This is a genomic window from Rhizobium arsenicireducens, from assembly GCF_964021225.1.
This window is the reverse complement of sequence record NZ_CAXHYK020000001.1, coordinates 1,352,712-1,378,439: the sequence shown is the minus strand read 5'-3', so window position 1 is coordinate 1,378,439 and position 25,728 is coordinate 1,352,712. Positions and strand designations below refer to the sequence as shown.

Annotated in this window: 25 protein-coding genes and 1 tRNA gene; 14 read left to right on the top strand and 12 right to left on the bottom strand. The window is 62.2% G+C overall.

Annotated features, from left to right (window positions below):
* The first annotated feature begins 54 nt into the window (after positions 1–54).
* Complete coding sequence (locus ACWPVA_RS06495) at positions 55–1,626, top strand: trimethylamine methyltransferase family protein (RefSeq protein ID WP_454286905.1); 1,572 nt, start codon at positions 55–57, stop codon at positions 1,624–1,626.
* A 101-nt stretch (positions 1,627–1,727) separates the two neighbouring features.
* The gene (locus ACWPVA_RS06490; RefSeq protein WP_454286904.1) at positions 1,728–2,438 is read left to right on the top strand and encodes a ferredoxin; all 711 of its coding nucleotides are present in this window, start codon (positions 1,728–1,730) and stop codon (positions 2,436–2,438) included.
* Between the two features lie 7 nt (positions 2,439–2,445).
* Here ACWPVA_RS06490 and ACWPVA_RS06485 read toward each other — a convergent pair whose 3' ends face one another.
* Complete coding sequence (locus tag ACWPVA_RS06485) at positions 2,446–3,159, bottom strand: AAA family ATPase (RefSeq protein WP_454286903.1); 714 nt, start codon at positions 3,157–3,159, stop codon at positions 2,446–2,448.
* Between the two features lie 233 nt (positions 3,160–3,392).
* On the opposite strand from ACWPVA_RS06485, the gene ACWPVA_RS06480 reads away from it, so the two are divergent.
* Complete coding sequence (locus ACWPVA_RS06480) at positions 3,393–4,121, top strand: phosphodiester glycosidase family protein (RefSeq protein WP_454286902.1); 729 nt, start codon at positions 3,393–3,395, stop codon at positions 4,119–4,121.
* A gap of 19 nt (positions 4,122–4,140) precedes the next feature.
* Here the strand turns inward: ACWPVA_RS06480 and ACWPVA_RS06475 are convergent, their stop codons facing one another.
* The 5 genes from ACWPVA_RS06475 to ACWPVA_RS06455 all read right to left on the bottom strand — a co-directional run bounded on the left by ACWPVA_RS06475 (position 4,141) and on the right by ACWPVA_RS06455 (position 9,144).
* Positions 4,141–4,485 carry a hypothetical protein gene (locus ACWPVA_RS06475; protein WP_454286901.1) on the bottom strand — a complete coding sequence of 115 codons (345 nt, stop codon included), beginning with the start codon at positions 4,483–4,485 and terminating at the stop codon, positions 4,141–4,143.
* 336 nt (positions 4,486–4,821) lie between these two features.
* Positions 4,822–5,838 carry a betaine--homocysteine S-methyltransferase gene (gene bmt / locus ACWPVA_RS06470; RefSeq protein WP_454286900.1) on the bottom strand — a complete coding sequence of 339 codons (1,017 nt, stop codon included), beginning with the start codon at positions 5,836–5,838 and terminating at the stop codon, positions 4,822–4,824.
* Positions 5,839–5,961: 123 nt separating this feature from the next.
* Positions 5,962–7,014 carry a quaternary amine ABC transporter ATP-binding protein gene (locus ACWPVA_RS06465; protein ID WP_454286899.1) on the bottom strand — a complete coding sequence of 351 codons (1,053 nt, stop codon included), beginning with the start codon at positions 7,012–7,014 and terminating at the stop codon, positions 5,962–5,964.
* Positions 7,007–7,921 (bottom strand): ABC transporter permease, encoded by a 915-nt coding sequence (locus ACWPVA_RS06460; RefSeq protein ID WP_454286898.1) that lies wholly within the window; start codon positions 7,919–7,921, stop codon positions 7,007–7,009. Before ACWPVA_RS06460 ends, ACWPVA_RS06465 begins: the two co-directional genes overlap by 8 nt.
* Positions 7,922–8,145: 224 nt before the next feature.
* Positions 8,146–9,144: an ABC transporter substrate-binding protein gene (locus tag ACWPVA_RS06455; RefSeq protein WP_454286897.1), complete on the bottom strand. Its 999-nt coding sequence runs from the start codon at positions 9,142–9,144 to the stop codon at positions 8,146–8,148.
* A gap of 745 nt (positions 9,145–9,889) precedes the next feature.
* On the opposite strand from ACWPVA_RS06455, the gene ACWPVA_RS06450 reads away from it, so the two are divergent.
* Positions 9,890–11,344: a cobyric acid synthase gene (locus ACWPVA_RS06450; protein WP_454286896.1), complete on the top strand. Its 1,455-nt coding sequence runs from the start codon at positions 9,890–9,892 to the stop codon at positions 11,342–11,344.
* 42 nt (positions 11,345–11,386) lie between these two features.
* On the opposite strand, the gene ACWPVA_RS06445 is transcribed toward ACWPVA_RS06450, so the two are convergent.
* Positions 11,387–11,512 (bottom strand): hypothetical protein, encoded by a 126-nt coding sequence (locus ACWPVA_RS06445; RefSeq protein ID WP_454286895.1) that lies wholly within the window; start codon positions 11,510–11,512, stop codon positions 11,387–11,389.
* Between the two features lie 426 nt (positions 11,513–11,938).
* A tRNA-Ser gene (locus tag ACWPVA_RS06440) sits at positions 11,939–12,028 on the bottom strand.
* Positions 12,029–12,339: 311 nt separating this feature from the next.
* On the opposite strand from ACWPVA_RS06440, the gene ACWPVA_RS06435 reads away from it, so the two are divergent.
* The 8 genes from ACWPVA_RS06435 to ACWPVA_RS06400 all read left to right on the top strand — a co-directional run bounded on the left by ACWPVA_RS06435 (position 12,340) and on the right by ACWPVA_RS06400 (position 20,076).
* The gene (locus ACWPVA_RS06435; protein ID WP_454289543.1) at positions 12,340–13,377 is read left to right on the top strand and encodes a septal ring lytic transglycosylase RlpA family protein; all 1,038 of its coding nucleotides are present in this window, start codon (positions 12,340–12,342) and stop codon (positions 13,375–13,377) included.
* A gap of 65 nt (positions 13,378–13,442) precedes the next feature.
* The gene (locus ACWPVA_RS06430) at positions 13,443–14,606 is read left to right on the top strand and encodes a D-alanyl-D-alanine carboxypeptidase family protein (RefSeq protein WP_454286894.1); all 1,164 of its coding nucleotides are present in this window, start codon (positions 13,443–13,445) and stop codon (positions 14,604–14,606) included.
* Positions 14,607–14,734: 128 nt separating this feature from the next.
* Complete coding sequence (tmk, locus tag ACWPVA_RS06425; RefSeq protein WP_454286893.1) at positions 14,735–15,430, top strand: dTMP kinase; 696 nt, start codon at positions 14,735–14,737, stop codon at positions 15,428–15,430.
* Positions 15,427–16,452, top strand: a complete 1,026-nt coding sequence (locus tag ACWPVA_RS06420; protein WP_454286892.1) for a DNA polymerase III subunit delta' — start codon at positions 15,427–15,429, stop codon at positions 16,450–16,452. The genes tmk and ACWPVA_RS06420 overlap by 4 nt, the downstream gene beginning before the upstream one ends.
* A 145-nt stretch (positions 16,453–16,597) precedes the next feature.
* Complete coding sequence (metG, locus tag ACWPVA_RS06415) at positions 16,598–18,154, top strand: methionine--tRNA ligase (RefSeq protein WP_454286891.1); 1,557 nt, start codon at positions 16,598–16,600, stop codon at positions 18,152–18,154.
* A gap of 7 nt (positions 18,155–18,161) precedes the next feature.
* Positions 18,162–18,944, top strand: coding sequence for a TatD family hydrolase (locus ACWPVA_RS06410; RefSeq protein WP_454286890.1), 783 nt, complete (start codon positions 18,162–18,164; stop codon positions 18,942–18,944).
* Positions 18,945–18,946: 2 nt separating this feature from the next.
* The gene (locus tag ACWPVA_RS06405; RefSeq protein WP_454286889.1) at positions 18,947–19,765 is read left to right on the top strand and encodes an MBL fold metallo-hydrolase; all 819 of its coding nucleotides are present in this window, start codon (positions 18,947–18,949) and stop codon (positions 19,763–19,765) included.
* A gap of 74 nt (positions 19,766–19,839) precedes the next feature.
* Positions 19,840–20,076 (top strand): Lrp/AsnC ligand binding domain-containing protein, encoded by a 237-nt coding sequence (locus ACWPVA_RS06400; RefSeq protein ID WP_454286888.1) that lies wholly within the window; start codon positions 19,840–19,842, stop codon positions 20,074–20,076.
* Between the two features lie 147 nt (positions 20,077–20,223).
* Here ACWPVA_RS06400 and recX read toward each other — a convergent pair whose 3' ends face one another.
* Positions 20,224–20,790 carry a recombination regulator RecX gene (gene recX, locus ACWPVA_RS06395; RefSeq protein WP_454286887.1) on the bottom strand — a complete coding sequence of 189 codons (567 nt, stop codon included), beginning with the start codon at positions 20,788–20,790 and terminating at the stop codon, positions 20,224–20,226.
* Positions 20,791–20,976: 186 nt separating this feature from the next.
* On the opposite strand from recX, the gene ACWPVA_RS06390 reads away from it, so the two are divergent.
* Positions 20,977–21,954, top strand: a complete 978-nt coding sequence (locus ACWPVA_RS06390) for a glutathione S-transferase family protein (protein ID WP_454286886.1) — start codon at positions 20,977–20,979, stop codon at positions 21,952–21,954.
* A gap of 2 nt (positions 21,955–21,956) precedes the next feature.
* Complete coding sequence (locus ACWPVA_RS06385; RefSeq protein WP_454286885.1) at positions 21,957–22,568, top strand: alpha/beta hydrolase; 612 nt, start codon at positions 21,957–21,959, stop codon at positions 22,566–22,568.
* 283 nt (positions 22,569–22,851) lie between these two features.
* Here the strand turns inward: ACWPVA_RS06385 and tgt are convergent, their stop codons facing one another.
* From tgt to queA, 3 genes are read right to left on the bottom strand one after another with little or no spacing between them, the layout of a single operon-like run.
* The gene (gene tgt, locus ACWPVA_RS06380; RefSeq protein WP_454286884.1) at positions 22,852–23,982 is read right to left on the bottom strand and encodes a tRNA guanosine(34) transglycosylase Tgt; all 1,131 of its coding nucleotides are present in this window, start codon (positions 23,980–23,982) and stop codon (positions 22,852–22,854) included.
* Positions 23,960–24,652, bottom strand: coding sequence for a hypothetical protein (locus ACWPVA_RS06375; protein WP_454286883.1), 693 nt, complete (start codon positions 24,650–24,652; stop codon positions 23,960–23,962). Before ACWPVA_RS06375 ends, tgt begins: the two co-directional genes overlap by 23 nt.
* Positions 24,615–25,700 (bottom strand): tRNA preQ1(34) S-adenosylmethionine ribosyltransferase-isomerase QueA, encoded by a 1,086-nt coding sequence (gene queA / locus ACWPVA_RS06370; RefSeq protein ID WP_454286882.1) that lies wholly within the window; start codon positions 25,698–25,700, stop codon positions 24,615–24,617. The genes ACWPVA_RS06375 and queA overlap by 38 nt, the downstream gene beginning before the upstream one ends.
* Positions 25,701–25,728 lie beyond the last annotated feature (28 nt).

Sequence of the window (25,728 nt, the reverse complement as noted above, 5' to 3'; positions counted from 1 at the left end):
GAATAGCATATTGATGAAAACAGTGCGCCAGCGCGCGACATAGAGGAACGCAAGATGGACGAGACGACATCAGAGACCGGCGCAGGCGCTGGCCGCCGCACCCGCAGCGAAGGTCGCGGCGCAGCCGCTAGGCGCGCATCGCGCACCGGCGGTGGCGCGGGGCCGTCGATGCCCTACATCCAGCGCAAGATCCCCGTCTACGAGGTGCTCGACGAGGAAGGCCTGCAGATCATCGAGCGCAATGCGGACGTCATTCTCGAGGAGATCGGCATCGAGTTCCGCGACGATGCGGAAGCGCTCGACATGTGGAAAAAGGCCGGCGCCGACGTGAAGGGCGAGCGGGTGCATTTCCCCAAGGGCCTGTGCCGCGAACTGCTGAAGACCGCGCCCTCCGAATTCACCTGGCATGCCCGCAATCCGGAGCGCAGCGTGCGGATCGGCGGGAATGCCACCGTGTTTGCCCCGGTCTATGGTTCGCCCTTCGTGCGCGACCTCGACGGCAACCGCCGCTATGCGACGCTCGAGGACTTCCGCAACTTCGTCAAGCTCGCCTATATGGCGCCGTCGATGCACGCGTCGGGCGGCACGGTCTGTGAGCCGGTCGACATTCCGGTGAACAAGCGCCACCTGGACATGGTCTACAGCCATATCAAATATTCCGACAAGCCGTTCATGGGTTCGGTCACCGCACCGGAGCGGGCCGAGGACACCGTGGCCATGGCCAAGCTGGTGTTCGGCGACGATTTTGTCGAGAACAATTGTGTCACGCTGAACCTCATCAACGCCAATTCGCCGATGGTGTTCGACGAGACCATGTTGGGAGCGCTGAAAGTCTATGCGCGCCACAACCAGGCCTGCGTGGTGTCGCCTTTCATCCTGTCTGGCGCGATGAGCCCGGTGACGGTTGCCGGGACGCTGACACAGATCCTTGCCGAAGTGCTGGCCGGCGCCGCTTTTACCCAATTGGTGCGCCCCGGTGCGCCGGTGCTGTTCGGCACGTTTGCCGCCTCGATCTCGATGCAGTCCGGCGCGCCGACCTTTGGTACGCCGGAGCCGGCGCTGGTGTCCTATGGCGCCGCCCAGCTGGCGCGTCGCCTCGGCCTGCCGTTCCGTACCGGCGGCTCGCTCTGTGCCTCCAAGGTTCCCGATGCGCAAGCCGCGCATGAAAGCGCCAATACGCTCAACATGACGCTGCTCGCCGGCACCAATTTCGTGTTGCATGCCGCCGGCTGGCTCGAGGGCGGCCTGTCCGCCTGCTACGAGAAATTCATGATCGACCAGGACCAACTCGGCATGATGCAGAAGATGGCGATGGGGGTCGACCTTTCGGATGACGGCCAGGCGATGGACGCGATCCGCGAGGTGGGCCCCGGCGCGCACTATCTCGGCTGTGCGCATACGCAAGCCAACTTCCAGACGGCTTTCTACCGCTCGGCGCTCGCCGACAACAATTCCTTCGAACAGTGGGAAATCGAGGGAAAGAAGCGGATCGAGGACCGCGCCAACGCGCTCTGCCGCTCCTGGCTCGATACTTACGAGGCCCCGCCGCTCGATCCGGCAATCGATGAGGCGCTGACCGCCTATATCGCCGGGCGCAAGGACTCCATGCCCGACGCCTTCACCTGAAGGGATCCCGGTCCCGCCAGGGAGCAAGGCGGAGCGACCAAGGTCGCGGACATGATCCAGGAGTCGGTCTGGCGACCGCACTACAAATACGAGGGGCCGCGATGAGCGGCCTTTCGCGTCTGCACGCGGAAATCGCGGCGGCGCTTGCGCCGCACGGTCTGCATCCGCGGGGCTTCGCGCGCTTTCCGGGCGGCGCGGGCGGACCGCTGCTCGACGATGGCCGGTCGGCGTGCCTGGTCCTGTTGATCGGCAATGTCGGCGGATCGATGTGGCGCCCGTTCTGCGATTGGCGCGCCGCGGAGCCCGGCCGGGCAGGGGCCAATCCGCTCGACAACTGGTCGAAGGCGGTGATCGGCGCGATCGCCGCCGGGATCGGCGCGACGGCCTTCTATCCGTCGGACCCGCCTTATCAGCCATTCCAGCGCTGGGCGATGTTGGCCGAGGGCTTGAAGGCTTCGCCGCTTGGCATTCTCATCCACCCGGCCCTTGGCCTCTGGCATGGCTATCGCGGCGCCTTGGGGTTTGCCGAGCATGTGTTCGAGGGAGAAGCCAGTTCAGGCCCAAGCCGACCGCATCCTTGCGACGGCTGCACCGACAGGCCGTGCCTGGCGGCCTGTCCGGCCGGGGCGGTGGCGGCGGACCGCTTCGATGTCGCGGCCTGCCGGAAGTTTCTTGCGTCGGATGCGGGAAGGGAAGGCTGCATGGACAAGGGTTGCCATGCCCGTGCCGCCTGTCCCGTCGGATCAGGTTTCCGCTACCCGGAAGGCCAGTTGCGCTTCCATATGGAAGCGCTCGGCCCGCCTCCCGGCTAGCTGGGTGTCAGGCGGCCTTGGCGATCGGCGCCCTGCGGGTCGCCGCTGCCGGGCGGGCGGTTTTTTGCGGCATCAAGGCCATGACCTCGTCCGCGAGGCGGGAACCATTATCCAGCGCCTTGACCAGGTTGGACACTTCCATCGGGTTCATCGCCTGTAGCAGTCCTCCCTTGTCGAAGACGTCGCGATAGGCGGCCCGCTCGGCGATTGCGGTCGAAAGCGTGGCGATGCCGCGGTCAGCGAGGAAGTCCTTGGCTGCCTGCAGCGCGCGCGTGGTCACAGCGGCATTGACGCGGGTCAGCACGACGGAATGCGGAATGCGCACGCCGCAGGACTGGTCGAGTTCCTTCAGCAGTTCGAGCACTTCGGCGCCGCCATGGGCGTCCATCGCGCACCCCTGGACCGGGATCAGCACGTGATCGGCCAGACCGACGGCCTTGGCGAGCAGGGCATCGTGGCTCGACGGCAAGTCGATGAGGATATAGCCGCCGCGCTTCTTTGCCCTGGCGGTTGCAGATTCGATCGTTTCTTCGTTGACCGAAGCAACGGAGATCAGGCTGCTTGCGCCGGCGATCGCGTGCCAGCGGCTGATCCAGCCGCGCGGATCGGCATCGAGGATGGTGACGCGGTTGCCGCGGCCGGCAAGTTCGCTGGCGAGAATGAGGACTGCGGTCGTCTTGCCGGCGCCGCCCTTGGTATTGGCAAATGTCAGTACTGGCATATCTTTTCCTTCATGAAACAAAGGTCCGAGCCAAGTCATTGCTCCAAGCCGCAGCGAAATGTCTCATGCTGCCTCGAACGACATCGTTGGCAGCGGTGGTTAATGAAGTGTAAACGGTTGCGGTCTTTCGTTAACTGCTTGAATACCGCTGAGCCCTGTCTCGTTGATGGCACGACATAAATTGCGCTCACAATCCACTTTACCTTGGGCCACTCATGCGTCTGATTTTAATTGTGTTGTCTCTGCTTCTTTCTTCGGGCCTAACGCGCGGCGCGACGGCGGGGGAGACCTGCGAGGCCAAGGTTGAGGGCGGGCTACGCTATACGCTGTGCAGCTTCGATCCGGCGGAATCCGTGATCCGAATCTATCACCGCAACCCCGCAGGACAGCCCTTTGGCAGCTTTGATTCCCTGATCAGGCAGTTGTGGAACGAGCGACATACTCTGATCGCGGCGATGAACGGTGGCATGTATCATGCGGATCTGTCGGCGGTCGGACTGTTCATCGAGCACGGCATCGAGCGCCAGGCGATCAGCACCAAGGGTGGCTGGGGAAATTTCCATCTGCTGCCGAACGGCGTGTTCTGGCTCGAGGATGGTAAGGCCGGGGTGACGGAGACTTCACGCTTTACCGACCGAGGGTTGAAGCCAGACTATGCGACCCAGTCCGGGCCGATGCTGGTGATCGACGGTGAGATCCATCCGCGGTTTCTAGCCGACAGCGACAGTCTGAAGATCCGCAACGGGATCGGTGTGGACGAAAAGGGCAGGGTGCACATGCTGATCTCGGAAGTGCCGGTGCGGTTCTACGACTTCGCTCTCCTGTTCCGCGATGGGCTCGGCTGCCGCAATGCCCTCTATCTCGACGGGACGATTTCAAGCCTCTACGCCGCCAGCACCGGGAGGCGCGACCATCTCTTTCCGCTCGGCCCGATCATCGCCGTGATCGGCACCCTGCCCTGAGATAGCCGGTGCAGATCACTCAGACCGCAGCCTTGGGATAGGCGCGCTCGAGCCCGCCAGAGCGAACCAGGCCATCACGCAGGGCGAGATAGGCGGGATGCTGGCTGGATCGGGCGGCTTCCATCAGGCGAATCTGCAGCCTGGCCGGCGCGGCATTGCCGAGCCATTCCCCACAGCGCTCGAGCTTGAGCGTGTTCAAGAAGCGTGCAGCGCTCGCGCGGTCGAGATAGATTGCAATGCCGACGAACAGGATGTCGTCAAGGTTGGGGTTCTCGAACAGAAGTTGAAGATAGGACTTGTCGGTTTCGTTCAATCCACCGAGCTTGTCGGCGATGCTGTCCGATGATGTCTGGGTTTGTGGCATATAGGCCTCCTCTTGCTTGGCATATCGAAAAGGGCTGGATCGTGCACGATGACGTACCGGGCGCGGGAGGACACGAACGAACCGAGACGCGCTTCTGCAAATCGTGTCGCATTCGAGGCTGCAGTTCCGTGAATTCGTGAGGGCGATCCTGGCGCGACCCTATTGGGTGAGCCTGTACCAAGGCTGGCGTTCGGGGCGCGACGAACGGAGTGGTATCAGTCGGCGGCGCCGGCTTGAATGGAAAGCTGGACGCCGCCCTGATGGGCTCTGACAATTCCGGTTCCGTGATGCAAGCCCAATTGATGGGTTTGGCCTGAGCCGGTAACGAAGGCGCGGTCAGCCGCGGCGGCGGGTGCGCCGGCTGCTTTCCTGGGCGCCGGATTCCGTCGCGGTCTTGTTGCGCAGCGGGCCGATCTTCTCGACGATCGTCTCAATGGTCGGGCGCGGTCCCGGCGTATAGCCGTCGATTGCGGCGCGCATGGCGGCGAGATGGCCGCAGGACGTCCCGCAGCAACCCCCGATGATCTTTGCACCGGCATCGCGCGCCAGCCTGGCATATTCGGCCATCAGCGGCGGCGTGCCGGAATAGTGGATCTCCGTGCCGCGGAATTCCGGGATGCCGCAATTGCCCTTGACGATCACGGTCGCAGCCGGATCTGCGGCGGTCATGTCCAGCAGGCTTGCGAGAATGTCGGAGGCGCCGACGCCGCAATTGGCGCCAACGGCAAGCGGTCCGCCGCCGATGTCTTCGGCGACGCCATGAATGTCCTTGGGATCGAGCCCCATCATCGTCTTGCCGGCCGTGTCGAACGAGCCGGTGTAGGTATAGGGCAGGCCCACCTTGACGGCGGCTTCGGCCGCAGCCCGGATCTCGTCGGCCGAAGACATGGTCTCGATCCAGGCGACGTCGACGCCGCCGGCCTTGAGGCCCTGCATCTGCTCGGCAAAGGACGCGACCGCTTCGTCATAGGTCATGGCGCCGAGCGGCTGCAGAAGTTCGCCGGTCGGTCCGACGGAACCGGCGACGATGACCTTGCGCGGCGCCTTGTCGGCAACGGCGCGGGCGATCTCTGCCGCCTTCTTGTTGAGTTCGAAGACCCTGTCCTGGGCATTGTGCAACTTCAGCCGGTAGCGCGTGCCGCCGAAGGAATTGGTGAGGACGATGTCGGCGCCGGCGTCGACGAAATCCTGATGCAGCCTGGTGATCTTCTCCGGCTGACTTTCGTTCCACAGTTCCGGCGCCTCGCCAGCCTCCAGTCCCATGGCAAACAGGTTGGTTCCGGTGGCGCCATCGGCGAGCAGCACGCCCTTCTGCGCCAGCAGTTCTGAAAGCGGATTGGTTGCGGTATCCATGGGATGTCCTTCGGATCGGATTGAGGTTCGATATAAGATGCGCAGCGCCGGATCTGCAACGTCCAAATGCGACAGGCCAGGCCGCCATGAGATGCGCGGCCCGGCCTGTGTGGCGATGATGATCTATTCGGCGGCGACCTGCCGATCGAGATGACTGGTGGGCGTCACCATGGACGAGATGATCGCCGAAAGGTCGACGGTCCCGATGGGCGTGCCTTTTTTGTCGACGACATGGGCATCGGTCTGTCCCGCTTCGGTCATGGCGCGTGCGGCAACCTCAAGGACCGTGTTGCTCTTCAGCGGCAGGCCGACCGGAGGCCCCTCGAGCGGCGACATGATGGTCTTCACCTGGATGACCCGCGCGCGGTTCACTTCCTTGACGAAGGCCGAGATATATTCGTCCTCCGGGCGCAGGACGATCTGCTGGCCCGTGCCCTGCTGCACGACCTCGCCATCGCGCAGGATGGTGATCATGTCGCCGAGGCGCAGCGCCTCGTCGAGATCGTGCGTGATGAAGACAATGGTCTTCTGTAGTTCATCTTGCAGATCGAGGAGCACTGATTGCATATCGACCCGGATCAAGGGATCGAGCGCCGAGAAGGCTTCGTCCATCAACAGGATGTCGGCATCATTGCTCAGTGCCCGGGCGAGACCGACACGCTGCTGCATCCCGCCGGAAAGCTGGTTCGGATAGTTGTTCTCGAAACCGGCCAGGCCGACGCGTTCGATCCAGTAGGCGCCTTTTTTCTCTCGCTCGACACGTGGCATTCCCTGTATCTCGAGGCCGTAAACAGTGTTTTCCATCACCGTGCGGTGGGGCAGGAGAGCGAACTTCTGAAACACCATGGCTGTCTTGTGGCGCCGGAAATCGCGCAGCGCCGCCTGGGACATCTGGCAAATGTCGACATCCTCGTAGAGGACCTGGCCGGCGGTCGGATCGATCAGCCGGTTGATATGGCGGATCAACGTGGACTTGCCGGAGCCTGAAAGGCCCATGATGACCGTGATGCCGCCAGCGGGCATCGAAATGTTGATGTCCTTGAGGCCGAGCACGTGATCATGCTTGTCATTGAGCTCGGCCTTGGTCATGCCCCCCTTGACCAGATCGATGTAGTCTTCGCCATGGGGTCCGAAGATCTTGTAGAGTTCGCGGATTTCAATGCCGTGACTAGCCATGGATGACCTCCGTGTGTTTCTGGAGCCGCTTGCCGAAGGCCTGACTGGTGCGGTCGAACATGATGGCGATGGCCACCAGGGCGAAGCCGTTCAGGAAGCCGATCGTGAAGAACTGGTTGGTGATCGCCTGCAGGACATTCTTGCCCAGCCCGCCGACGCCGATCATCGACGCGACGACGACCATGGAAAGCGACATCATGATGGTCTGGTTGATGCCCGCCATGATCGTGGGCAGTGCCAGCGGTATCTGCACATTGAAGAGCTTCTGGCGCGACGAGGAGCCGAAGGCATCGGCTGCTTCCAACACCTCGCGATCAACCAGACGGATGCCGAGATTGGTAAGCCGGATCATCGGCGGGATTGCGTAGATGACGACGGCGATCAGACCTGGCACCTTGCCGATGCCGAAGATCATGACGACGGGGATCAGATAGACGAAGCTCGGCATGGTCTGCATGACGTCGAGGATCGGATTGACCATCGACTGCGCGCGATCCGAGCGGGCCATGAGGATACCGATTGGAATACCGATGACGATGGCCATCAGGGTACAGACGGTCACCATTGCGAGCGTCACCATCGTGTCTTCCCAAAGGCCGATCAGGCCGATGGCGATCATGGCGACAATTGTACCGATGGTGATCCGTACGTTGCGGCCGGTGAAATGAATGATGGCCGCCAGCGCAAGCAGGAACAGGATCCAGGGCGCATCGACGAAGAGGTCCTGAAGCCAGTTCAGGAACCATTGCAGTGGTTGGACGGCCGCATCCAGCGTATCGCCATAGGCGCGCACGAAGGACTTGAAGCCGCTGTCGACGCTCTTCTTGAACGCTCGCAGAAGGTTGTTGTCGATGGACGGAAATGTGCAGAGCAGTTCGGGAAGGTAACTGCATATACCAGAAGCCATGTCATGGTCCCCCTTTAAAGCCCCGTCGGTCCGCCGCGCTTCACGCATGGCGGACCGCCGATGACACGAAACCGAAGGCAGTTGGCCAGACGGCAAACATCAACGCGCGCGGGCACCGGTGGTGGTGCCCGCGACGGGTATTCAGAAATGAGGCAGCCCGTAGGGGCGGCACAATGAAGTCGATAGTGGCGGGGTGAAAACGTCACCACCGCGCAGCGGCAGGATCAGAGGGCCGCCTTCACCTTCTCGGCGACGTCTCCGGGAAGCCAGGCGGTCCACATGTCCGGATAGGTCTTGAGGAAGTATTCGGCGCCTTCCTCATTGGTGGCCTGGTTCTCGTCCATCCAGGCCAGGACCTGGCCGACCGTCAGGTTGTCCCATTTGCGCGTCTTCACGTAGTCCATGGCGACGCTCGCCTTTTCCGCAAACTCCTTGGTGACGACCGTGAAGACGTCGGACACCGGGTAGGAGTTCACCTTCGGCTCGGGGCAATCGGCAACCGCCGTGCAGCTGTCCCACTCCGCCTTGTCATGCTTCACGCCGAAAGAGAGCTTGACCATTTCGTATTTGCCCAGGATGGCTGTCGGCGCCCAATAGTATCCGAGCCAGCCCGTCTTCTTCGCGAAGGCGCTGGCGATCGAGCCATCGAGACCGGCGGCCCAACCTGTGTCAATCAGCTCGAAACCCTTCTCCTTGGCGCCGATCGCCCTATAGAGATTGGCAGTTGAAATCTGGCAACTCCAACCTGACGGGCAATTGATGATGGCGGCTTTCGAGGGATCTTCCGGAGCCGGGAACAGTTCCGGATGTGCGAGGGCGTCCTCCACGGTCTTTATCTTGGGATTGGCGTCTGCAATGAACTTCGGAATCCACCACCCCTCGACCCCGCCATCGCTCAAGATCGGCGCGAGTTGCAACAGCCGCCCCTCGGCAACGGCCTTCTCCAGCGGCTCGCGGGCTGAGTTGACCCACATTTCCGGCGCCATATCCGGTTGACCCTTCTCGTTCATCGAGGTGAAGGTCGGCATCGTGTCGCCGGTCACGAGGGTCACGTCGCAGCCGTAGCCGCTCTCCAAAATTATCTTGTCGACATGGGCGGCGATACCGGCTGAGGCCCAATTCATCTCGGCAATCGAAATATTGCCGCAGTCGGCGGCCTGGGCGGCGCCGGTCGCGGCATAAAGTCCGGCGGCAAATACGGTGGATGCCAGGAGTTTCTTCATGGTGCAAGACCTCCAAGTCTCAATTTCTTTCGCAGCGTTATAGTTTAACCGTGCCGGCGCGCTGCATGGCCAGGCGATTGGTGAAGTTGAATGGCACAAGGCGCAAGGTGAAGCACCTCAGCGCAAAACAGATGTGCGATGACGACGAGTGGCCACGCAAAAACCGCATGGCTTTGAACGAGCCTGACCTCAAGCCGACCTTTGTAGGGTAGGCTCCCGGTCGCGGAAATCAACTGTCCAGGGCCACAAAAATACAATGGACGACGACAAATCTACTCTATGTCGCAATATGTTGTGCCGCCATGCGCCCGTCTCCGGCCCCCGTTCGCCCAACTCGAAAGCGCCATGAGCGAGATGGAGCTGATTGTGAAAAGGCTGTGACGCCAGCGACTTGCACGGATCGTTGGGGGTCGGGGCAGGGGCGGTGGCGAGGAGCGCGCAGGTCGTCCTCGGCCTGGCGCGGCTGCCATAAACCTTATGGTAAGGTTGTCTGGCTAATTGTGTCGGTGAGGCAGCCATGCCGCTCGCGTCCCGGTCAAGGTAGTGCGTACCGGGCGCGATTTAACCCGGCGAAGAAGCGCCGGGCGATTCGTGCGAAAGTCTTGGAGCCGGTCTTTCGGTTTGGGTCTAATATCGATGGCTTGACCGCGCGTCGCCGGCATGCAACTCCGCACGGCCGGTCCGAGTGCCACCGAATCCACCATCCGTCGACAAAGGCGCAGACCGTCAAGAGGACGAGATCTCCATGGCGAAGGCTGTGATGTTGCAAGGCACGGGCTCGGACGTCGGCAAGACGGTCCTTGTTGCCGGCCTCTGCCGGCTTGCCGCCAATCGCGGGCTAATCGTCAGGCCGTTCAAGCCGCAGAATATGTCCAATAATGCCGCAGTCGCGGACGACGGCGGCGAGATCGGCCGGGCCCAATGGTTGCAGGCGCTGGCCTGCCGGGTGCCCTCGTCGGTGCATATGAACCCGGTCCTGCTCAAGCCCCAATCGGAGACGGGAAGCCAGATCATAGTGCAGGGCAAGGTGTTCGGGCAGGCCAAGGGGCGCGACTACCAGAGGCTCAAACCGCAACTGCTTTCCGCCGTGCTGGAGAGCTTTGAAGCCGTGAAAGCGGGCGCTGACCTGGTGATCGTCGAAGGGGCGGGTTCGCCGGCCGAGATCAATCTGCGAGCAGGCGATATCGCCAACATGGGTTTTGCCACGCGCGCCGGCGTGCCGGTCGTGCTGGTGGGCGACATCGACAGGGGTGGGGTGATTGCCTCGCTGGTCGGCACCCACACGATTCTGCCGGAGGAGGATCGTCGGCAGATCGTCGGCTATATCATCAACAAATTCCGTGGCGACGTCAGCCTGTTCGACGAGGGGATCGACGCCATCGGCCGGTTCACCGGCTGGCCATGTTTCGGCATTGTACCCTGGCTGAAGGCGGCCGGACGGCTGCCGGCCGAGGATTTGGTCGTGCTGGAGCGTCTGGCGGCGGGGCGGCGGCGCGCTTTGAAGATTGCCGTCCCGGTGTTGTCGCGTATCGCCAATTTCGACGATTTCGATCCGCTCGCCGCCGAGGCTTCTGTCGAACTCGCCTATATCCGCCCCGGCGAGCGTTTGCCGCTTGATGCCGCACTGGTCATCCTGCCGGGGTCGAAATCGACGATCGGCGACCTCGAGGATCTGCGCGCCAACGGTTGGGATGCCGATCTGGCAGCCCATGTCCGACGCGGCGGTCGGGTGATCGGCATTTGCGGCGGCTATCAGATGCTCGGCAGCAGCGTCTCGGATCCTCTCGGTCTCGAAGGGGAAAGCCGCACGGTCGCCGGCCTCGGGTTGCTCGATGTCGATACCGTGATGGCGCCGGAAAAGACGGTGCGAAACAGCCTCGCCCGGTCGGGGGAATTCGATGTGGATCTATCGGGCTACGAGATCCATCTCGGGGTGACCGAAGGACGGGACTGCGCGCGCGCGGCGGTCATCATCGATGGACGGCCGGACGGAGCGCGCTCGCCCGACGGGCGCGTGATGGGCACCTATCTGCATGGTCTGTTCTCAAGCGATTCCTACCGCGCACGACTTCTGGAGAGTTTCGGCATCAGTGGTGGGGGAGGCGACTATCGCGCGAGCGTGGAGAATGCGCTCGATTCACTGGCGGAAGAGCTGGAGATGCGGCTCTCGCCCGAATGGCTTCGCCAATGGATAGGTTAGGGGCGGCCAAGGGCGGCCATAGGTGGCAGCCCCGTCCGACGGTCATTTTTGCGCGGCGACATCCATCGGCGAGGCCATGAGCTCATTCTGGCCCATCGAGTTGTCGTTGTATTTAAACGCCAGGATGCTGAGCACCGAGGCAATGATGACTAGGAATATGGCGCGCATTATTTGCTCCTGATGCTCTCTCCTATAACGACATTGCGGCAAAACTGGTTCCGGTCCACCTAAATGCATCGGTAAAATCCGAACGGATCCCGGCTATATTTTCGATCCCGGTCCTCAAAGACAGAGGCATTTTAACCGAGCAGAACCATATCGTCCATCGGTTCGGTCGACCAGGCGGCGATCGGGGAAGACGCCATTACCCTCCACTCGGTCCATAAAGAACTGGAAACGTCTCGACAGGCCGCGATCGCGACGATCCCCATCTGCGTCTGAGCTGCTCCGATCCCCAAAAGCCGGTAGGAAAAGGGGTCTCAGGTCAGGAGCAGACGACCTGGCAAACCATCGACAACCCGTTCGGCCCGAGGTTGTCACCCATGTCTTAGGGACAAACGGTTACCTATGTCTTCGGTATGGACGCGGATGGGGTGGCGGAGGAGGTGGGATTCGAACCCACGGTACGGTCTCCCGCACGCCGGTTTTCAAGACCGGTTCCTTAAACCGCTCGGACACTCCTCCGGACCATCGCCTTATGCGCAAAGCGGCGACGCATTGCAAGACCATTTGCACGAACCGAAGAGCAGCCGAATGCCACCGACACTGGATCGTCCAGTCGTCTCGGTACAAACAACTTCGGCATAGTATGACGCAGTAATGATTAGGGATGCATTAACCATAACAGGAACACTCCCGAACAATCGAAACCACTTGTTCGCAATTCTGCCATCTTCTCGCCGAATTACTTCATGGTTACAGGACGGTCAGCCATTTGCTTTAGGGCAAACGGCGGCGGCAGGGGGCCGTGACCGGAGCAATGGCAAGTGGGACAGATGAAATTCAAGGTCGGCGGCAGAACTCTGGTCAGCGGAGCCAAATGGCTCGCATTGCCGTTCCTCTGCGCCAGTCTCGCGTCCTGCGCAACGAGCGGCGATAAGGGCACCACGAAGCAAAAGCGCTCCAAGGAATATTTCTCCGAAGCGGCATATGGCGTGAAGGCCAGTCCGCGTGTGGTGAAGAGCGGCCCGGTTCCCAAGGGCGGTGGCCGCTACATGGTCGGCAAGCCTTATAACATCAAGGGCAAGGTCTATGTGCCCAAGGACAATCCGGACTACGACAAGACCGGCATTGCTTCCTGGTACGGTTCGGCCTTCCATGGTCGCCAGACGGCCAATGGGGAGCTCTACGACCAACATCACCTGTCCGCCGCCCACCCGACGCTGCCGCTGCCGAGCTATGCGCGCGTCACCAATGTGCAAAACGGCAGCTCGGTGGTCGTACGCATCAATGATCGCGGACCTTTCCATGCCGGCCGCATCATCGACCTGTCGAACAAGGCCGCCGACCTTCTTGATATGCAGCACAGCGGAACCGGAACGGTGCGGGTGCAATATATAGGGCCGGCGCGGATGGACGGTCACGACATGCCCTATCTGATGGCATCCTATATCAAGAAGGGAGACCGTTCGCCGGCGGTCAATCCTGAGGGCCAGATCGCCAGTGGCGTCATGGTCGCCTCTGCCGACAATTCGGCGATGCCGACCGGCCCGTCCTATGCCGTTCCGACCATGACCAGTCTTGCCGGTCCTACGCCTTCCGCGTCCTATTCGGCCTCCGGGCAGGAGGTGGCATCAAACGGCGTCTTCGACGGCATGTTCATTCTGCCCGAATACGGTCCATTCCCGAGTGAGAGGCCGCTTGACGGCCAATACTGGCGTCCGACTTCAGCCTCGGCCTATGCCGCCGAGATGCCTGTCGCGCCTGCGGCACTTGCCTTCGACGCGATTATGGTGCGCAATGACGGTCTGACGGAGGCGTCGATTCTGTCTTCTGTCGCGCGCGGCGCCACCAGGCTGTCCCCGCGTCGCTAGACACGAGGGCAATCGAGCCGCCGCTGATGGGGTTCGAGGCGCTACGGCGATGAACAGAAGTGACCATGCGACATAGCCTTGCCCTAGCCCTGCTGTTTTTCGCCTTTTTCGTTGTCAAATCTGCTCACGCCCAGAATGCGCCGGCTCGTCAGTTCGAGACGAAGGCCGCTCAGGTGCTGATGATCGAGGCATCGACCGGCACAGTGCTGCTTGCCAAGGGTGAGGACAAGCCGCTTGCGCCGGCATCGCTCGCCAAGCTGATGACGCTTGAAGTGGTGTTCAATGCCATCCGGCGCAGCGCGATCAGCCTCGACACCGTTTACAGCGTGTCGGAACATGCCTGGCGCACGGGCGGCGCGCCGTCGCGGACCGCGACCATGTTTGCGGCTTTGAAGTCGCAGCTACGCGTCGAGGACCTGCTCAGAGGCATTGCGGTGCAGATGGCGAACGACGCCTGCATCATCCTGGCCGAGGGCATGGACGGCAGCCAGGAGAAGTTCGCCGCCCGGATGAATGATCGAGCAAAGGCGATTGGTCTTCGGACCAGTCATTTCGCCAACCCGACGGGTCTTCCGCATCCGGATAACAGCACGACATTGAGCGACATGATGGTGCTCGCCCGCCACCTGCAGTCGACATATCCGGAATTTTACGGCCTTTTTTCAGAGCCCGAGTTCGAGTGGAACAAGATCCTTCAGCGCAACCGCAATCCACTCCTCAACCGCAGCGGCGGCGTGGACGGGCTGGCCTCCGGTTTCTCTGAGGATAGCGGCTATGCCCTGGTGACCTCGGCCGAACGAGATGGCCGCCGGATGTTTCTCGCCATTGCTGGGCTGCCGAGCGACCGGGAGCGGACCCAGGAGGCCATTCGCCTGCTCGATTGGGGCTTCTCCGCCTTCAAGATGCGCAATCTCTTTGACCCCGGAGAGACGATCGGAGCGGCGAGCGTCTATGGTGGGGACAAGGCGAAGGTGGATCTTCTCGCGACAGGTCCTGTCGACGTCTATGTGGCTGCCGACGATCCCGAGCGCCTGCAGGCGCGGATCGTCTATCGCTGGCCACTGCGGGCACCGCTCGACGCCGGTTCAGATGTCGGGGTCTTGAAGATCTCGCAAGGAGAACGCCTCCTGCGGGAAGTGACGCTGAAGAGTGCGGAGGCCGTGGGCGAGGGGACGCTTCGGCAAAAGGCCGGTGATGCCCTGTTCGAACTCCTGTTCTTCTGGCTTTAGGGCTTTCGAATGCGGTTTCGCGGCCCTAAGTAATGCGCTAAACAGGGCGAAACGACCGTCGCGGCCGAAAGAGCAGGGCGACGAGCCGAAAGAGCAGGGCGACGAGCCGAAAGAGCAGGGCGAAGAGATTGTCGACGGGTGCCGGATTGTTCGTGAGTTTTGAAGGAGGCGAAGGGGCCGGCAAGTCGACCCAGATTCGCCGCCTGGCCGACGTGCTGCGGCACAAGGGCCATGACGTCATAACGACTCGGGAACCTGGCGGTTCGGCCGGCGCCGAGGCGTTGCGCCATGTCTTGCTCTCCGGCGCGGCTGAACCTTTCGGCATCCGCATGGAAGCGATGCTGTTCGCCGCCGCCCGCAACGACCACGTCGAGACGGTGATTCGTCCGGCGCTCTCCAAGGGCTTCGTCGTTCTGTGCGACCGTTTCATGGATTCCTCGCGCGTCTATCAGGGTGTCACAGGCAATCTCGAGGTCGAATTCATCGATGCGCTGGAGCGCATCGCGGTCAACGGCGTCATCCCCGATCTCACGCTGGTGCTCGACCTTCCCGCAGCCATCGGGCTGGAGCGCGCGCGGGGCAGGCTTGCCGCCGAGGCGAGTGAGGTTACTGCGCCGGATCGCTTCGAGAGGGAGGAACTCGATACCCACGAAAAGCGCCGCCAGGCCTTTCTCGACATTGCCGCTGAACATCCCGAGCGCTGCCGGGTGATCGATGCCAATAGAACCGTCGGCGAGATTGCCAAGAGCATCAACGAGGCCGTCCAGCCTCTGCTCGCCCGTCTCAAGCCGGCGGTCCAGCTGGAAACGGTTGGCGCAGAATGAGCGAGGAACGCTACGGCGTGCTCGACGGGGCCATTGCGCCAGCCATCAACACGCGGCTTTTCGGTCATGAAGCGGCAGAAGAGTTTCTGGCGCGCACCTACAGATCGGGCAAGGGGCACCACGCCATCCTGATCGAGGGGCCGGAAGGTATAGGCAAGGCGACGCTCGCCTTCCGCTTCGCCAATCATGTGCTGTGCTATCCCGACCCGCAAACGGCTCCCGAAATCATTGGCGATCCAGATCCGGCGTCGCCCGTCAGCCGCCAGATCGCTTCGGGCGCAAGCCACAACCTGCTCTATCTCACCCGTCCGATAGACGAGAAGACCGGCAAGACGCGCACCGCGATCACCATCGACGAGGTGCGGCGGGCAGGGCATTTCTTCTCGCAGACCTCAGGCACGGGCAACTGGCGTATCGTCATCATCGACCCGGCGGACGACCTCAATCGCAACGCCGCGAACGCTATTCTTAAGATCCTGGAGGAACCACCCAAACGAGCGATGTTCCTCGTTTTGTCCCATGCGCCGGGCAAGCTCTTGCCGACCATCCGGTCGCGTTGCCTGCCGCTCAGATTGACGCCCCTTTCGGACGATGCCATGCGCCTGGCCCTTGGCGCGCTCGGACTGGCGGTCCCACAGACACAGGCGGAAACGGTACTCGCGCTTTCCAAGGGAAGCGTCGCCCAGGCGCTGAAACTCGCCAACTACGGCGGCGCCGACATCATCGAAGCCTTCCGCAAGTTGGTCGGCGAGCAGGGGGCTACCGCGCGCAAGACCATGTACAAGCTCGCGGAGGCCATGAGCGCGAAGGACAGCGACGTCGTCTTCGGCTTCTTCACCGAACACCTCGGAGAATTTCTGGTGGAACAGGCGCGCGCGGCAGTTCTTGTCGGCGACCTGGCGCGCGCCGAGCACTATGCCCGGCTTTCGTCGACGGTCACGGAGCAACTGGCGATCGCCAGCGCCTACAATCTCGAGCGCAAGCAGACTATCCTCGACATTCTCGCCGTCGTTACCGCTTAGATCGCCGGTCCCAGGCCTAGTGCTGCGCCATCATCGTGGCGCAGGGCAGGGCTTCGATAAAACGCCTGTTTCTAAAGGCGCAAGAATGCTCTAAGAACCGGCGATACTCCCACAGGCGCAATCGACGCGGATCATAAAACCGACCATGAACGACACCTACTTCATCACCACAGCCATCGCCTATCCGAACGGCAAGCCGCATATCGGCCATGCCTACGAGCTGATCGCCACCGACGCCATGGCGCGGTTCCAGCGGCTCGACGGAAAGGACGTCTTCTTCCTCACCGGAACGGACGAGCATGGCCAGAAGATGCAGCAGACGGCGCGGGCCGAAGGCATTGCGGTCGAGGATCTCGCCAAGCGCAATTCCGACGAATTCCGCGAAATGGGTCGGATGCTCAATTCGTCGAACGATGATTTCATCCGCACCACCGAGCAGCGCCACCACACGACGGTCCAGGAAGTCTGGCGCCGGATGGAGAAGAACGGCGACATCTACAAGGACAGTTATGTCGGCTGGTACTCGGTTCGCGACGAAGCCTATTACCAGGAGGAAGAGACCGAGGTGCGCGCCGATGGCGTGCGCTACGGGCCGCAAGGCACGCCGGTCGAATGGGTCGAGGAGGAGAGCTATTTCTTCCGCCTCTCGGCCTATGAGGACAAGCTCTTGAAGCTCTACCAGGACCAGCCCGATTTCATCGGTCCGAACGAGCGCCGCAACGAGGTGATCTCGTTCGTGAAATCCGGTCTCAAGGACCTGTCGATTTCGCGCACCACCTTCGACTGGGGCATCAAGGTTCCGAACGATCCCAAGCACGTCATGTATGTCTGGGTCGACGCGCTGACCAACTACATCACCGCGACCGGCTATGTCGAAGATGAGGATGGCCCGCGCGCCAAGTACTGGCCGTGCGACGTACACATCATCGGCAAGGACATCATCCGCTTCCACGCCGTCTACTGGCCGGCCTTCCTGATGTCGGCGGGCCTGCCGCTGCCCAAGCGCGTCTACGCTCACGGCTTCCTGCTCAACAAGGGCGAGAAGATGTCGAAGTCGCTCGGCAACGTCGTCGACCCGGTCGACCTGGTCAACCATTTCGGCCTCGACCAGGTGCGCTATTTCTTCCTGCGCGAAGTCTCGTTCGGACACGATGGCAGCTACAGCGCCGAGGCGATCGCCACCCGCATCAACGCCGACCTCGCCAACGGCATCGGCAATCTCGCCTCACGTTCGCTGTCGATGATCGCCAAGAACTGCGACGGCAAGATCCCCGCGCCCGGTCCGCTGACCGACGCCGACAAGGCGATGCTTGCGATCGCCGACGCCATGCTCGCCACCTGCCGCGCGGAAATGGCCGAGCAGGCGATCCACAAGGCCGTCGCCACCATCATCGGCACGGTCAACGAGGCCGACCGCTATTTCGCCGCGCAGGAACCCTGGGTGCTGCGCAAGACCGACGTGCCGCGCATGGAAACCGTGCTCTATGTCACGGCCGAAGTGGTGCGCCAGATCGCCATTCTGTTCCAGCCGATCATGCCGGATTCGGCTGCGAAGCTCCTGGATCTGGTCGCCGCGCCCGCCGACAAGCGCGATTTCGCCGCGCTCGGAGAAGCCGGCCGTCTGACGCCCGGCACCGAGCTTCAGGCGCCGGCGCCGGTCTTCCCGCGCTACGTGGCACCGGAAGCCGAAGCAAAGGCCTGATGACGCGATGCTGATCGATACCCATTGCCATCTCGACTTCGCCGATTTCGACGCGGAACGCGACGAACTGGTCGCCCGTGCAAGAGAGGCTGGCGTCGCCCAGATGGTGACGATCTCCACCCGGGTGAAGAAGCTCGACACGCTGCTGGCCCTGACGGAACGCTATCCGGGAGTCTTCTGCTCGGTCGGCACCCATCCGAACAATGCCGACGAGGAACTGGACGTCACGGCCGACGACCTCGTCCGCCTGGCCAAAAGTCACGACAAGATCGTCGCCATCGGCGAATGCGGGCTCGACTATTTCTACGACACGCAGAAGCCGGAAGACCAGAAAACCGGGTTCCTGCGCCAGATCGAGGCCTCGCGCCGCACGCAGCTGCCGCTGGTCATCCACAGCCGCAGCGCCGACGAGGACATGGCGGCGATCCTGACCGAGGAAATGGGGAAGGGGGCCTTCCCTTTCATCCTGCACTGCTTCTCGTCCGGTGAAGCGCTGGCAAAGACGGGCATAGAGCTCGGCGGCTATGTATCCTTCTCCGGCATACTGACTTTTCCGAAGTCGACGGAGTTGCGCGACATCGCCAAGGGCCTGCCGCTCGACCGGCTGCTGGTCGAGACTGACGCGCCTTATCTGGCGCCGAAGCGCTGGCGCGGCAAACGCAACGAACCGTCCTATGTGGTCAACACGGCCGAAGTGCTGGCCGAGACCATGGGTGTCAGCGTCGACGAGATGGCGCGGATCACCACAGAGAATGCCTTCCGTATCTTTTCCAAGATGCCGAGGCTCTGAGCATGATCTATCGCCGCCGCTTCACGATCCTCGGATGCGCGTCGTCGCCGGGCGTTCCGCGCATCAACGGCGACTGGGGCGCCTGTGATCCGAACAATCCGCGCAATCGGCGCACCCGCGCATCCTTCATGGTGCAGCAGATCGCGCCCGACGGCGGCATGACCACCGTGATCGTCGATACCGGGCCGGACTTTCGCGAGCAGATGATCGCCGCCAAGGTGCAGCATGTCGATGCGGCGATCTATACGCATGCCCATGCGGACCATCTGCACGGCATCGACGACCTGCGCGGCTATTTCGTCATGCAGAAGCATCGCATTCCGATCTATGCCGAGGCCGACACCATGGCGCGCATTCGACAGGGGTTCGGCTATTGCCTCGATACGCCGGCCGGTAGCAACTATCCGCCGATCGTCCTGCCGATCGTCATCGAGGATCTGTCGCGCCCGCTGGAGATCACGGGCAAGGGCGGTAGGATCCGCTTCCAGCCGCTTGTCCAGCAACATGGCGACATTCCTTCACTGGGTCTCAGAATCGGCGATGTTGCCTATTGCTGCGACGTCAGCGATTTCCCCGACGAGACCGTTGCCAAACTGAACGACCTCGACGTGCTGATCATCGACGCGTTGCAATACCGGCACCATCCGAGCCATCTGTCGCTGGAACAGGCGCTCGGCTGGATCGAACGGCTGAAGCCGCGCCACGCCTATTTGACCCACATGCACATTCCGCTCGACTACGAGACGGTGATGGCCGAGACGCCGCCGCATGTCGAGCCGGCCTATGACCAACTGGTGTTCGAAACCACAGTCGAACTCTGATAGGCTTGTCCAAGGCTTCAGGAACCAGTCGTATATCATTGGTAACATGACGGAAACGTGGGAAGGAAGAAATCATGAACTGCATCTTTATCCAGGTTCGCTGCCGTCCGGGAAAGACCTACGAAGTCGCCGATCGCATCTACGAGAAGGAAGTGGTCTCCGAACTCTATTCGACGAGCGGCGAATATGATCTGCTGGCCAAGATCTACGTTCCCAAGGGTGAGGATGTCGGCCGATATGTGAATGCGATCTTCGTGGATATTCCCGATGTCGATCGCACGCTGACGACGCTGACATTCCACGCGTTCTGACATTGACCAAGGTCATGGTGCTTTGCGCTGCCGCAGCCGATTGACTGACGCTAAAGTTCCATAATCTATCTTATGCGATCCTATCGTGTGGGTTGGCCCTGTCCGATCCAGGGCTTCCCTTGGGTTTATCCGCAGGGTTCCCCGGCATCAGACAAACGGCCGGTCCGCCAAAATCTCCTCCGCCTCCTCACGTTCCATCGCCATCACCCTTCGGCCGATCTCGAAGCCGAAGCCGTTGCGGGCGAAAGCGGAGAACTCCTTCGCCCGACGTTTGTCGTCGACCTCGACGTCAGGACGGCGGAACGGACCGAAGGCTCGTTTGCGGGCAAAGACCAGGGCCGAGTGGAAATCGTCGGTTTCTTCCAGCGCCTGCTGGACGATCTCGCGATCGATGCCCTTCTCGATCAGCTTGCGGCCGATGGCGCGCTTCGACTTGCCGCCGCGCGCCGACGAGCGCGTGCGGATCTCGGCATAGGCCGTATCGTCGAGCGCCAGCATGGTGCGGCCGAACTCCACCGCCGCGGCCGAGAGAGCCTTCACCTGCGCCTCCGAAATACCCTCGAACTTCTGCCTGGACTTGCGGGCGATGGCGTCGGAAAGTTCTCGCTCGGTCATCATCCGGCGCGACAACCGATAGAGCGTAGAATTGCGGGACCAGGCCAGCATGCGGGGCGTCGGCACCAATGCTTCGATCTCGCCCTCTTCCACCGTCAATCCGCCGTCTCCATATATCGAATATATTCGATATTGATCGCCTGCGACACTGTCGTCACCCTGCGCACGCACCGATCTGCCCATTGTTCGGCATCCGGCAACGGTTTGTAGCGAGCCTGAGACGTTTCGCCAAGCGTCGGCGTGCCCTATGTGTAGTCTCCACGCAACCCCGGAGAAAGACACACAATGCTCGTCAACGGAAAATGGACGGCCGACTGGCAGCCGGTACAGGCGACCGACGCCAAGGGCGGCTTCGTGCGCCAGACTTCGGGTTTTCGCAACTGGGTGACCGTCGACGGCGAAGCCGGACCGACCGGTACGGGCGGTTTCAAGGCCGAGGCCGGCCGCTATCACCTCTATGTGGCGCTGATCTGCCCCTGGGCCTCGCGCACCCTGATCGGCCGCAAGCTGAAGGGCCTCGAAGAGGTCATCTCGGTCTCGGTGGTCGAGCCCGTGCTTACCGATTTCGGCTGGCGCTTCGGCGATTTCCCCGGCGCCGACCGCGATGCCGTCAATGGCGCGACCTACCTGCACGAGATCTACACCAAAGCCGACCCCACCTATACGGGCCGCGCCACCGTGCCGGTGCTGTGGGACAAGAAGACCGGAACCATGGTCAACAACGAGTCGGCCGAGATCCTCCGCATGATGAATTCTGGTTTCGGAGCGCTGGCGAAGCATGAAATCGACCTCTACCCCGAAGCGCTGCGCGACGAGATCGAGGCGCTCAACGCCGAAATCTACCCGAAGCTCAACAACGGCGTCTATCGCGCCGGTTTTGCCACGACGCAAGGCGCCTACGAGGAAGCCTTCGGTGACGTGTTCCACATGCTCGACACGCTGGAAGCCCGGCTGTCCGACGACCGCGCCTATCTGAGCGGCGACCAGTTGACCGAGGCGGATATCCGGCTGTTCGTCACGCTCGTCCGCTTCGACGCCGCCTATCACGGCCTGTTCAAGTGCAACCTGCGGCGTCTTGCCGACTATGCGGCGCTGTCCGCCTACATGCTGCGCATCCTCGCCCTGCTCGGCGTGCGCGAGACGGTCAGCATCCCGCACATCAAGCACGGCTATTACTCGATCAAGGCGCTCAATCCGAACCGGATCGTGCCGGTCGGTCCGGACCTGCCCGGCCTCGATCCCGTCTCGCTGCCGAGGACCTGATCATGCAAGATGCAACACGCCTCGTGATTTTCCTGCACGGGGTGGGTAGCAGGGGCGCGGACCTGCGGCCCCTTGCCGGCCGCTTGCGCGACGCCCTGCCCGGCACGGCCTTTGCCGCACCCGATGCCCCCTTCCCCTTTCCTTACGGCATGGGCCATCAGTGGTTCAGCATTGCCGGCGTGACCGAGGATAACCGGGCCAGCCGCATCAAGGCCGCGCGCGCCGATTTCGACCGTGTCATTGGTGAGATAATCGAGACACATGGATTTGCTGACAAGCTCGACCGCGTCGCCTTCGTCGGCTTTTCGCAAGGCACGATCATGGCGCTCGACGCGCTTGCATCCGGACGTTGGCCGGTCGGCGCGATCGTCGGTTTCTCCGGCCGCCTCGCCTCGCCGCTTCCGCTTTCGCCGGGCCAGGCGACGCCGGTCCTGCTCGTCCATGGCGCTGCGGATTCGGTGATCCCGGCTGCCGAGACAGTCAAGGCCACTGCCATTTTACAGGGCCTGGGCGTTGACGTCGAAAGCCGGATCCTTCCGGGTGTCGACCATACGATTTCGGCGGAAGGTATTGAACTGGCCGGGGAATTTCTCGCCGGCCGGCTCAGCGACTAAGGCACGTTCGCCGGACTTCCAGCCGACCCGCCAGCAGGTGATCGCATTGCCGCGGCGCAAAAGGCCCCCTCTGGGCTGCCGGCGTTTGTCACTGCAATCGATTCACAGGATCGATTGCTCCGCTGCGCGGACCGTTCCGCACCCCCCACGAGGGGGGAGAAGACGAGTGGTTCGCTCCGCGCTCGACGTTAGCCCCTCCCCCTTGTGGGGAGGGGTTGGGAGGGGAATTGGGGTTGAATGCGGCGCACGGCCAACAAGCGCCGTCGGTTCTCCCGCCGCCCCTTCACACCGGATCGATGTCGCCCCGTGCCCACATCTCCTGTGTCTCCGCCTTGAAGTCTTCGAAGCGGCCTTCCTCGATCGACTTGCGGATGCCCTGCATCAGTTCCTGATAGTAGGAGAGGTTGTTCCACGACAGGAGCATGCCGCCCAGCGCCTCGTTCGAGCGGACCAGGTGATGCAGATAGGCGCGGGAATAGTCGCGGCTGGCTGGACAGTTCGACTGGTCGTCGAGCGGCCGCATGTCCTCGGCATGACGGGCATTGCGGATATTGACCTTGCCGCGGCGGGTGAACGCCAGGCCGTGGCGGCCGGAGCGGGTTGGCATGACGCAGTCGAACATGTCGATACCCTCGGCCACCGATTTGAGGATGTCGTCCGGCGTGCCGACGCCCATGAGGTAGCGCGGCTTTGCCCTCGGCAGGACCGGCAGCGTGATGCCGAGCATTTCCAGCATGACGTGCTGCGGCTCGCCGACCGCCAGGCCGCCGACCGCATAGCCCTTGAGGTCGAGCTGCTTCAGGCCCTCGGCCGAGCGGACGCGCAGGTCCGGAATGTCACCGCCCTGGACGATGCCGAACATCGCCTTGCCCGGCTGTTCGCCAAACGCGACGCGGCAGCGCTCGGCCCAGCGCAGCGACATTTCCATCGCCCGCTCGATGTCTTTCGGTTCGGCCGGCAGCGCCACGCATTCGTCGAGCTGCATCTGGATGTCGCTGTCGAGCATGCCCTGGATCTCGATCGAGCGTTCCGGCGACATGTAATGGGTCGAGCCGTCGACATGGCTCTTGAAGGTCACGCCCTGCTCGTCGAGCTTGCGCAGGCCCGAGAGCGACATGACCTGGAAGCCTCCCGAATCGGTGAGGATGGGCCCGGGCCAGCGGATCAGCTCGTGCAGGCCGCCGAGGCGCGCCACGCGCTCCGGACCGGGGCGCAGCATCAGGTGATAGGTATTGCCGAGAATGATGTCGGCGCCCCCTTCCCTGACCTGGTCGAGATACATCGCCTTGACCGTCCCGACCGTGCCGACCGGCATGAAGGCCGGTGTGCGGATTACGCCGCGCGGCATGGAAATCTCGCCGAGGCGGGCCTTGCCCGATGTGGCCTTGAGCTTAAATTCGAAAGATGGGGACATTTTTTAGTTCTTCACTAATGCTGGGATGACCGGGGAGATTTAGTCGGGGGAAGTGTCGTTGAACACGTTCCGCCAAGAGATAGCAAAAACAGATCGCCTCTCTCGCATCGTTGCGTAAGATAAGCTCTTCAGGAAACTCTACATCTGGCCAGCGCCTTACGATTCTCAACTTGCGTTGAAACAGTGAGTATTCGCTGTCCGGGCCCTTATCGTGCGTAAAATTCACTCGCACCCTGTTAAGATGCTGTAGGCGCGAAACCAAAAATGGATCCATCAGATTCAGTTTTTCGAGTTCGGATAATATGTTTCCGAGCCCGCGCTTTGTCGTGTGGTCTCGTCCCCTCATCTCCAATGCATCCGTGAGGAGCCTTTCTACGAATGCTACAGCGCAAATAATCGTCGCGGCATCCATACCATTGACGAAGCAGCCGGTGACTTGTCCCAGAAGGATATGTCCTTCCATGTCGAGCAATACGTTTTCAACGGGATCTAAGTGCTCAATCAGCCAGTTACTTCGATCTATCATTGTCTGACGTCTGGAAAGCAATTCGTATTCGACGCACAACTCGCCGGCTGAGATATCCGTGTAGCCTTCTTGTCCGAAAAGATCGCAAGCTCCTTTGAGCACCTCGTTAGCCCTTGTCCCGGAAGAGCAGGCTGGTATCGCCATAGGAATAGAATCGGTAGCCGTCCGCGATCGCGTGGGCGTAGGCCGCCCGCATGGTGTCGAGGCCGGCAAAGGCCGAGACCAGCATGAACAGCGTGGATTTCGGCAGATGGAAATTGGTCATCAGCACGTCGACCGCCCTGAAGCGGTAGCCCGGCGTGATAAAGATGTCGGTCGCGCCGGACCAGGGCAGGATTTCGCCCGCCTCGGAGGTGGCGCTTTCGAGCAGGCGCAGCGACGTGGTGCCGACCGAGACGATCCGCCCGCCGCGGGCCTTGACCGCATTGAGCGCCGAGGCGGTGGCGCGCGAGACCTGGCCGATCTCGTGGTGCATCTTGTGGTCGGCGGTGTCTTCGGCCTTCACCGGCAGAAACGTGCCGGCGCCGACATGCAGCGTGACGAAATGGCGCTCGATCCCGGCGGCATCGAGCCGGGCAAAGAGGTCGGGCGTGAAATGCAGGCCGGCGGTCGGGGCGGCAACAGCCCCCTCCTCCTTCGCGTACATGGTCTGGTAGTCGGTCCGGTCCTTCTCGTCTTCGTCACGCTTGGAAGCGATATAGGGCGGCAGCGGAATATGGCCGACAGTGGCGATCGCCTCGTCGAGAGCGGCGCCGGAGAAGTCGAAGCGAAGCGTCACCTCGCCCGCTTCGCCCTTTTCCTCGATGACGGCGCCAAGCGTGCCGAGCAGGCAGGCATTGCCGGAATGGCCGAATTCGATCCGGTCGCCGAGCTTGATGCGCTTGCCCGGCCGGGCAAAGGCCTTCCAGCGGCTGGCATCCATGCGCATATGCAGCGTGGCGGAAACCGGCGTGCGCTCCGCCCCGTCGCGCAGCCGCACGCCTTCGAGCTGGGCCGGGATGACCTTGGTGTCGTTGAACACCAAGGCGTCGCCGGCTTTCAGGAAGGATGGCAGGTCGCAGACCCGGGCGTCTTCGAGCACCGGCGCGCCATCCGGCCGGACGACGAGCAGCCGCGCCTGGTCGCGTGGGCTCATCGGCCTAAGTGCGATATTCTCGTCGGGAAGATCGAAATCGAACTGGTCTACGCGCATCGCGACGGCAACTCCTCAAAACGCGAAA

Bases quoted from the DNA above. Each gene is read 5' to 3' on its own strand.
- metG (WP_454286891.1), top strand. From the start codon at position 16,598: ATGAACGACACCTACTTCATCACCACAGCCATCGCCTATCCGAACGGC.
- ACWPVA_RS06410 (WP_454286890.1), top strand. From the start codon at position 18,162: ATGCTGATCGATACCCATTGCCATCTCGACTTCGCCGATTTCGACGCG.
- ACWPVA_RS06390 (WP_454286886.1), top strand. From the start codon at position 20,977: ATGCTCGTCAACGGAAAATGGACGGCCGACTGGCAGCCGGTACAGGCG.
- ACWPVA_RS06485 (WP_454286903.1), bottom strand. From the start codon at position 3,159: ATGCCAGTACTGACATTTGCCAATACCAAGGGCGGCGCCGGCAAGACG.
- ACWPVA_RS06460 (WP_454286898.1), bottom strand. From the start codon at position 7,921: ATGGCTTCTGGTATATGCAGTTACCTTCCCGAACTGCTCTGCACATTT.
- ACWPVA_RS06450 (WP_454286896.1), top strand. From the start codon at position 9,890: ATGGCGAAGGCTGTGATGTTGCAAGGCACGGGCTCGGACGTCGGCAAG.
- ACWPVA_RS06435 (WP_454289543.1), top strand. From the start codon at position 12,340: ATGAAATTCAAGGTCGGCGGCAGAACTCTGGTCAGCGGAGCCAAATGG.
- ACWPVA_RS06445 (WP_454286895.1), bottom strand. From the start codon at position 11,512: ATGCGCGCCATATTCCTAGTCATCATTGCCTCGGTGCTCAGCATCCTG.
- ACWPVA_RS06420 (WP_454286892.1), top strand. From the start codon at position 15,427: ATGAGCGAGGAACGCTACGGCGTGCTCGACGGGGCCATTGCGCCAGCC.
- ACWPVA_RS06405 (WP_454286889.1), top strand. From the start codon at position 18,947: ATGATCTATCGCCGCCGCTTCACGATCCTCGGATGCGCGTCGTCGCCG.
- ACWPVA_RS06375 (WP_454286883.1), bottom strand. From the start codon at position 24,652: ATGGCGATACCAGCCTGCTCTTCCGGGACAAGGGCTAACGAGGTGCTC.
- ACWPVA_RS06455 (WP_454286897.1), bottom strand. From the start codon at position 9,144: ATGAAGAAACTCCTGGCATCCACCGTATTTGCCGCCGGACTTTATGCC.
- ACWPVA_RS06385 (WP_454286885.1), top strand. From the start codon at position 21,957: ATGCAAGATGCAACACGCCTCGTGATTTTCCTGCACGGGGTGGGTAGC.
- bmt (WP_454286900.1), bottom strand. From the start codon at position 5,838: ATGGATACCGCAACCAATCCGCTTTCAGAACTGCTGGCGCAGAAGGGC.
- queA (WP_454286882.1), bottom strand. From the start codon at position 25,700: ATGCGCGTAGACCAGTTCGATTTCGATCTTCCCGACGAGAATATCGCA.
- ACWPVA_RS06430 (WP_454286894.1), top strand. From the start codon at position 13,443: ATGCGACATAGCCTTGCCCTAGCCCTGCTGTTTTTCGCCTTTTTCGTT.
- tgt (WP_454286884.1), bottom strand. From the start codon at position 23,982: ATGTCCCCATCTTTCGAATTTAAGCTCAAGGCCACATCGGGCAAGGCC.
- ACWPVA_RS06475 (WP_454286901.1), bottom strand. From the start codon at position 4,485: ATGCCACAAACCCAGACATCATCGGACAGCATCGCCGACAAGCTCGGT.
- ACWPVA_RS06465 (WP_454286899.1), bottom strand. From the start codon at position 7,014: ATGGCTAGTCACGGCATTGAAATCCGCGAACTCTACAAGATCTTCGGA.
- ACWPVA_RS06495 (WP_454286905.1), top strand. From the start codon at position 55: ATGGACGAGACGACATCAGAGACCGGCGCAGGCGCTGGCCGCCGCACC.
- ACWPVA_RS06400 (WP_454286888.1), top strand. From the start codon at position 19,840: ATGAACTGCATCTTTATCCAGGTTCGCTGCCGTCCGGGAAAGACCTAC.
- ACWPVA_RS06490 (WP_454286904.1), top strand. From the start codon at position 1,728: ATGAGCGGCCTTTCGCGTCTGCACGCGGAAATCGCGGCGGCGCTTGCG.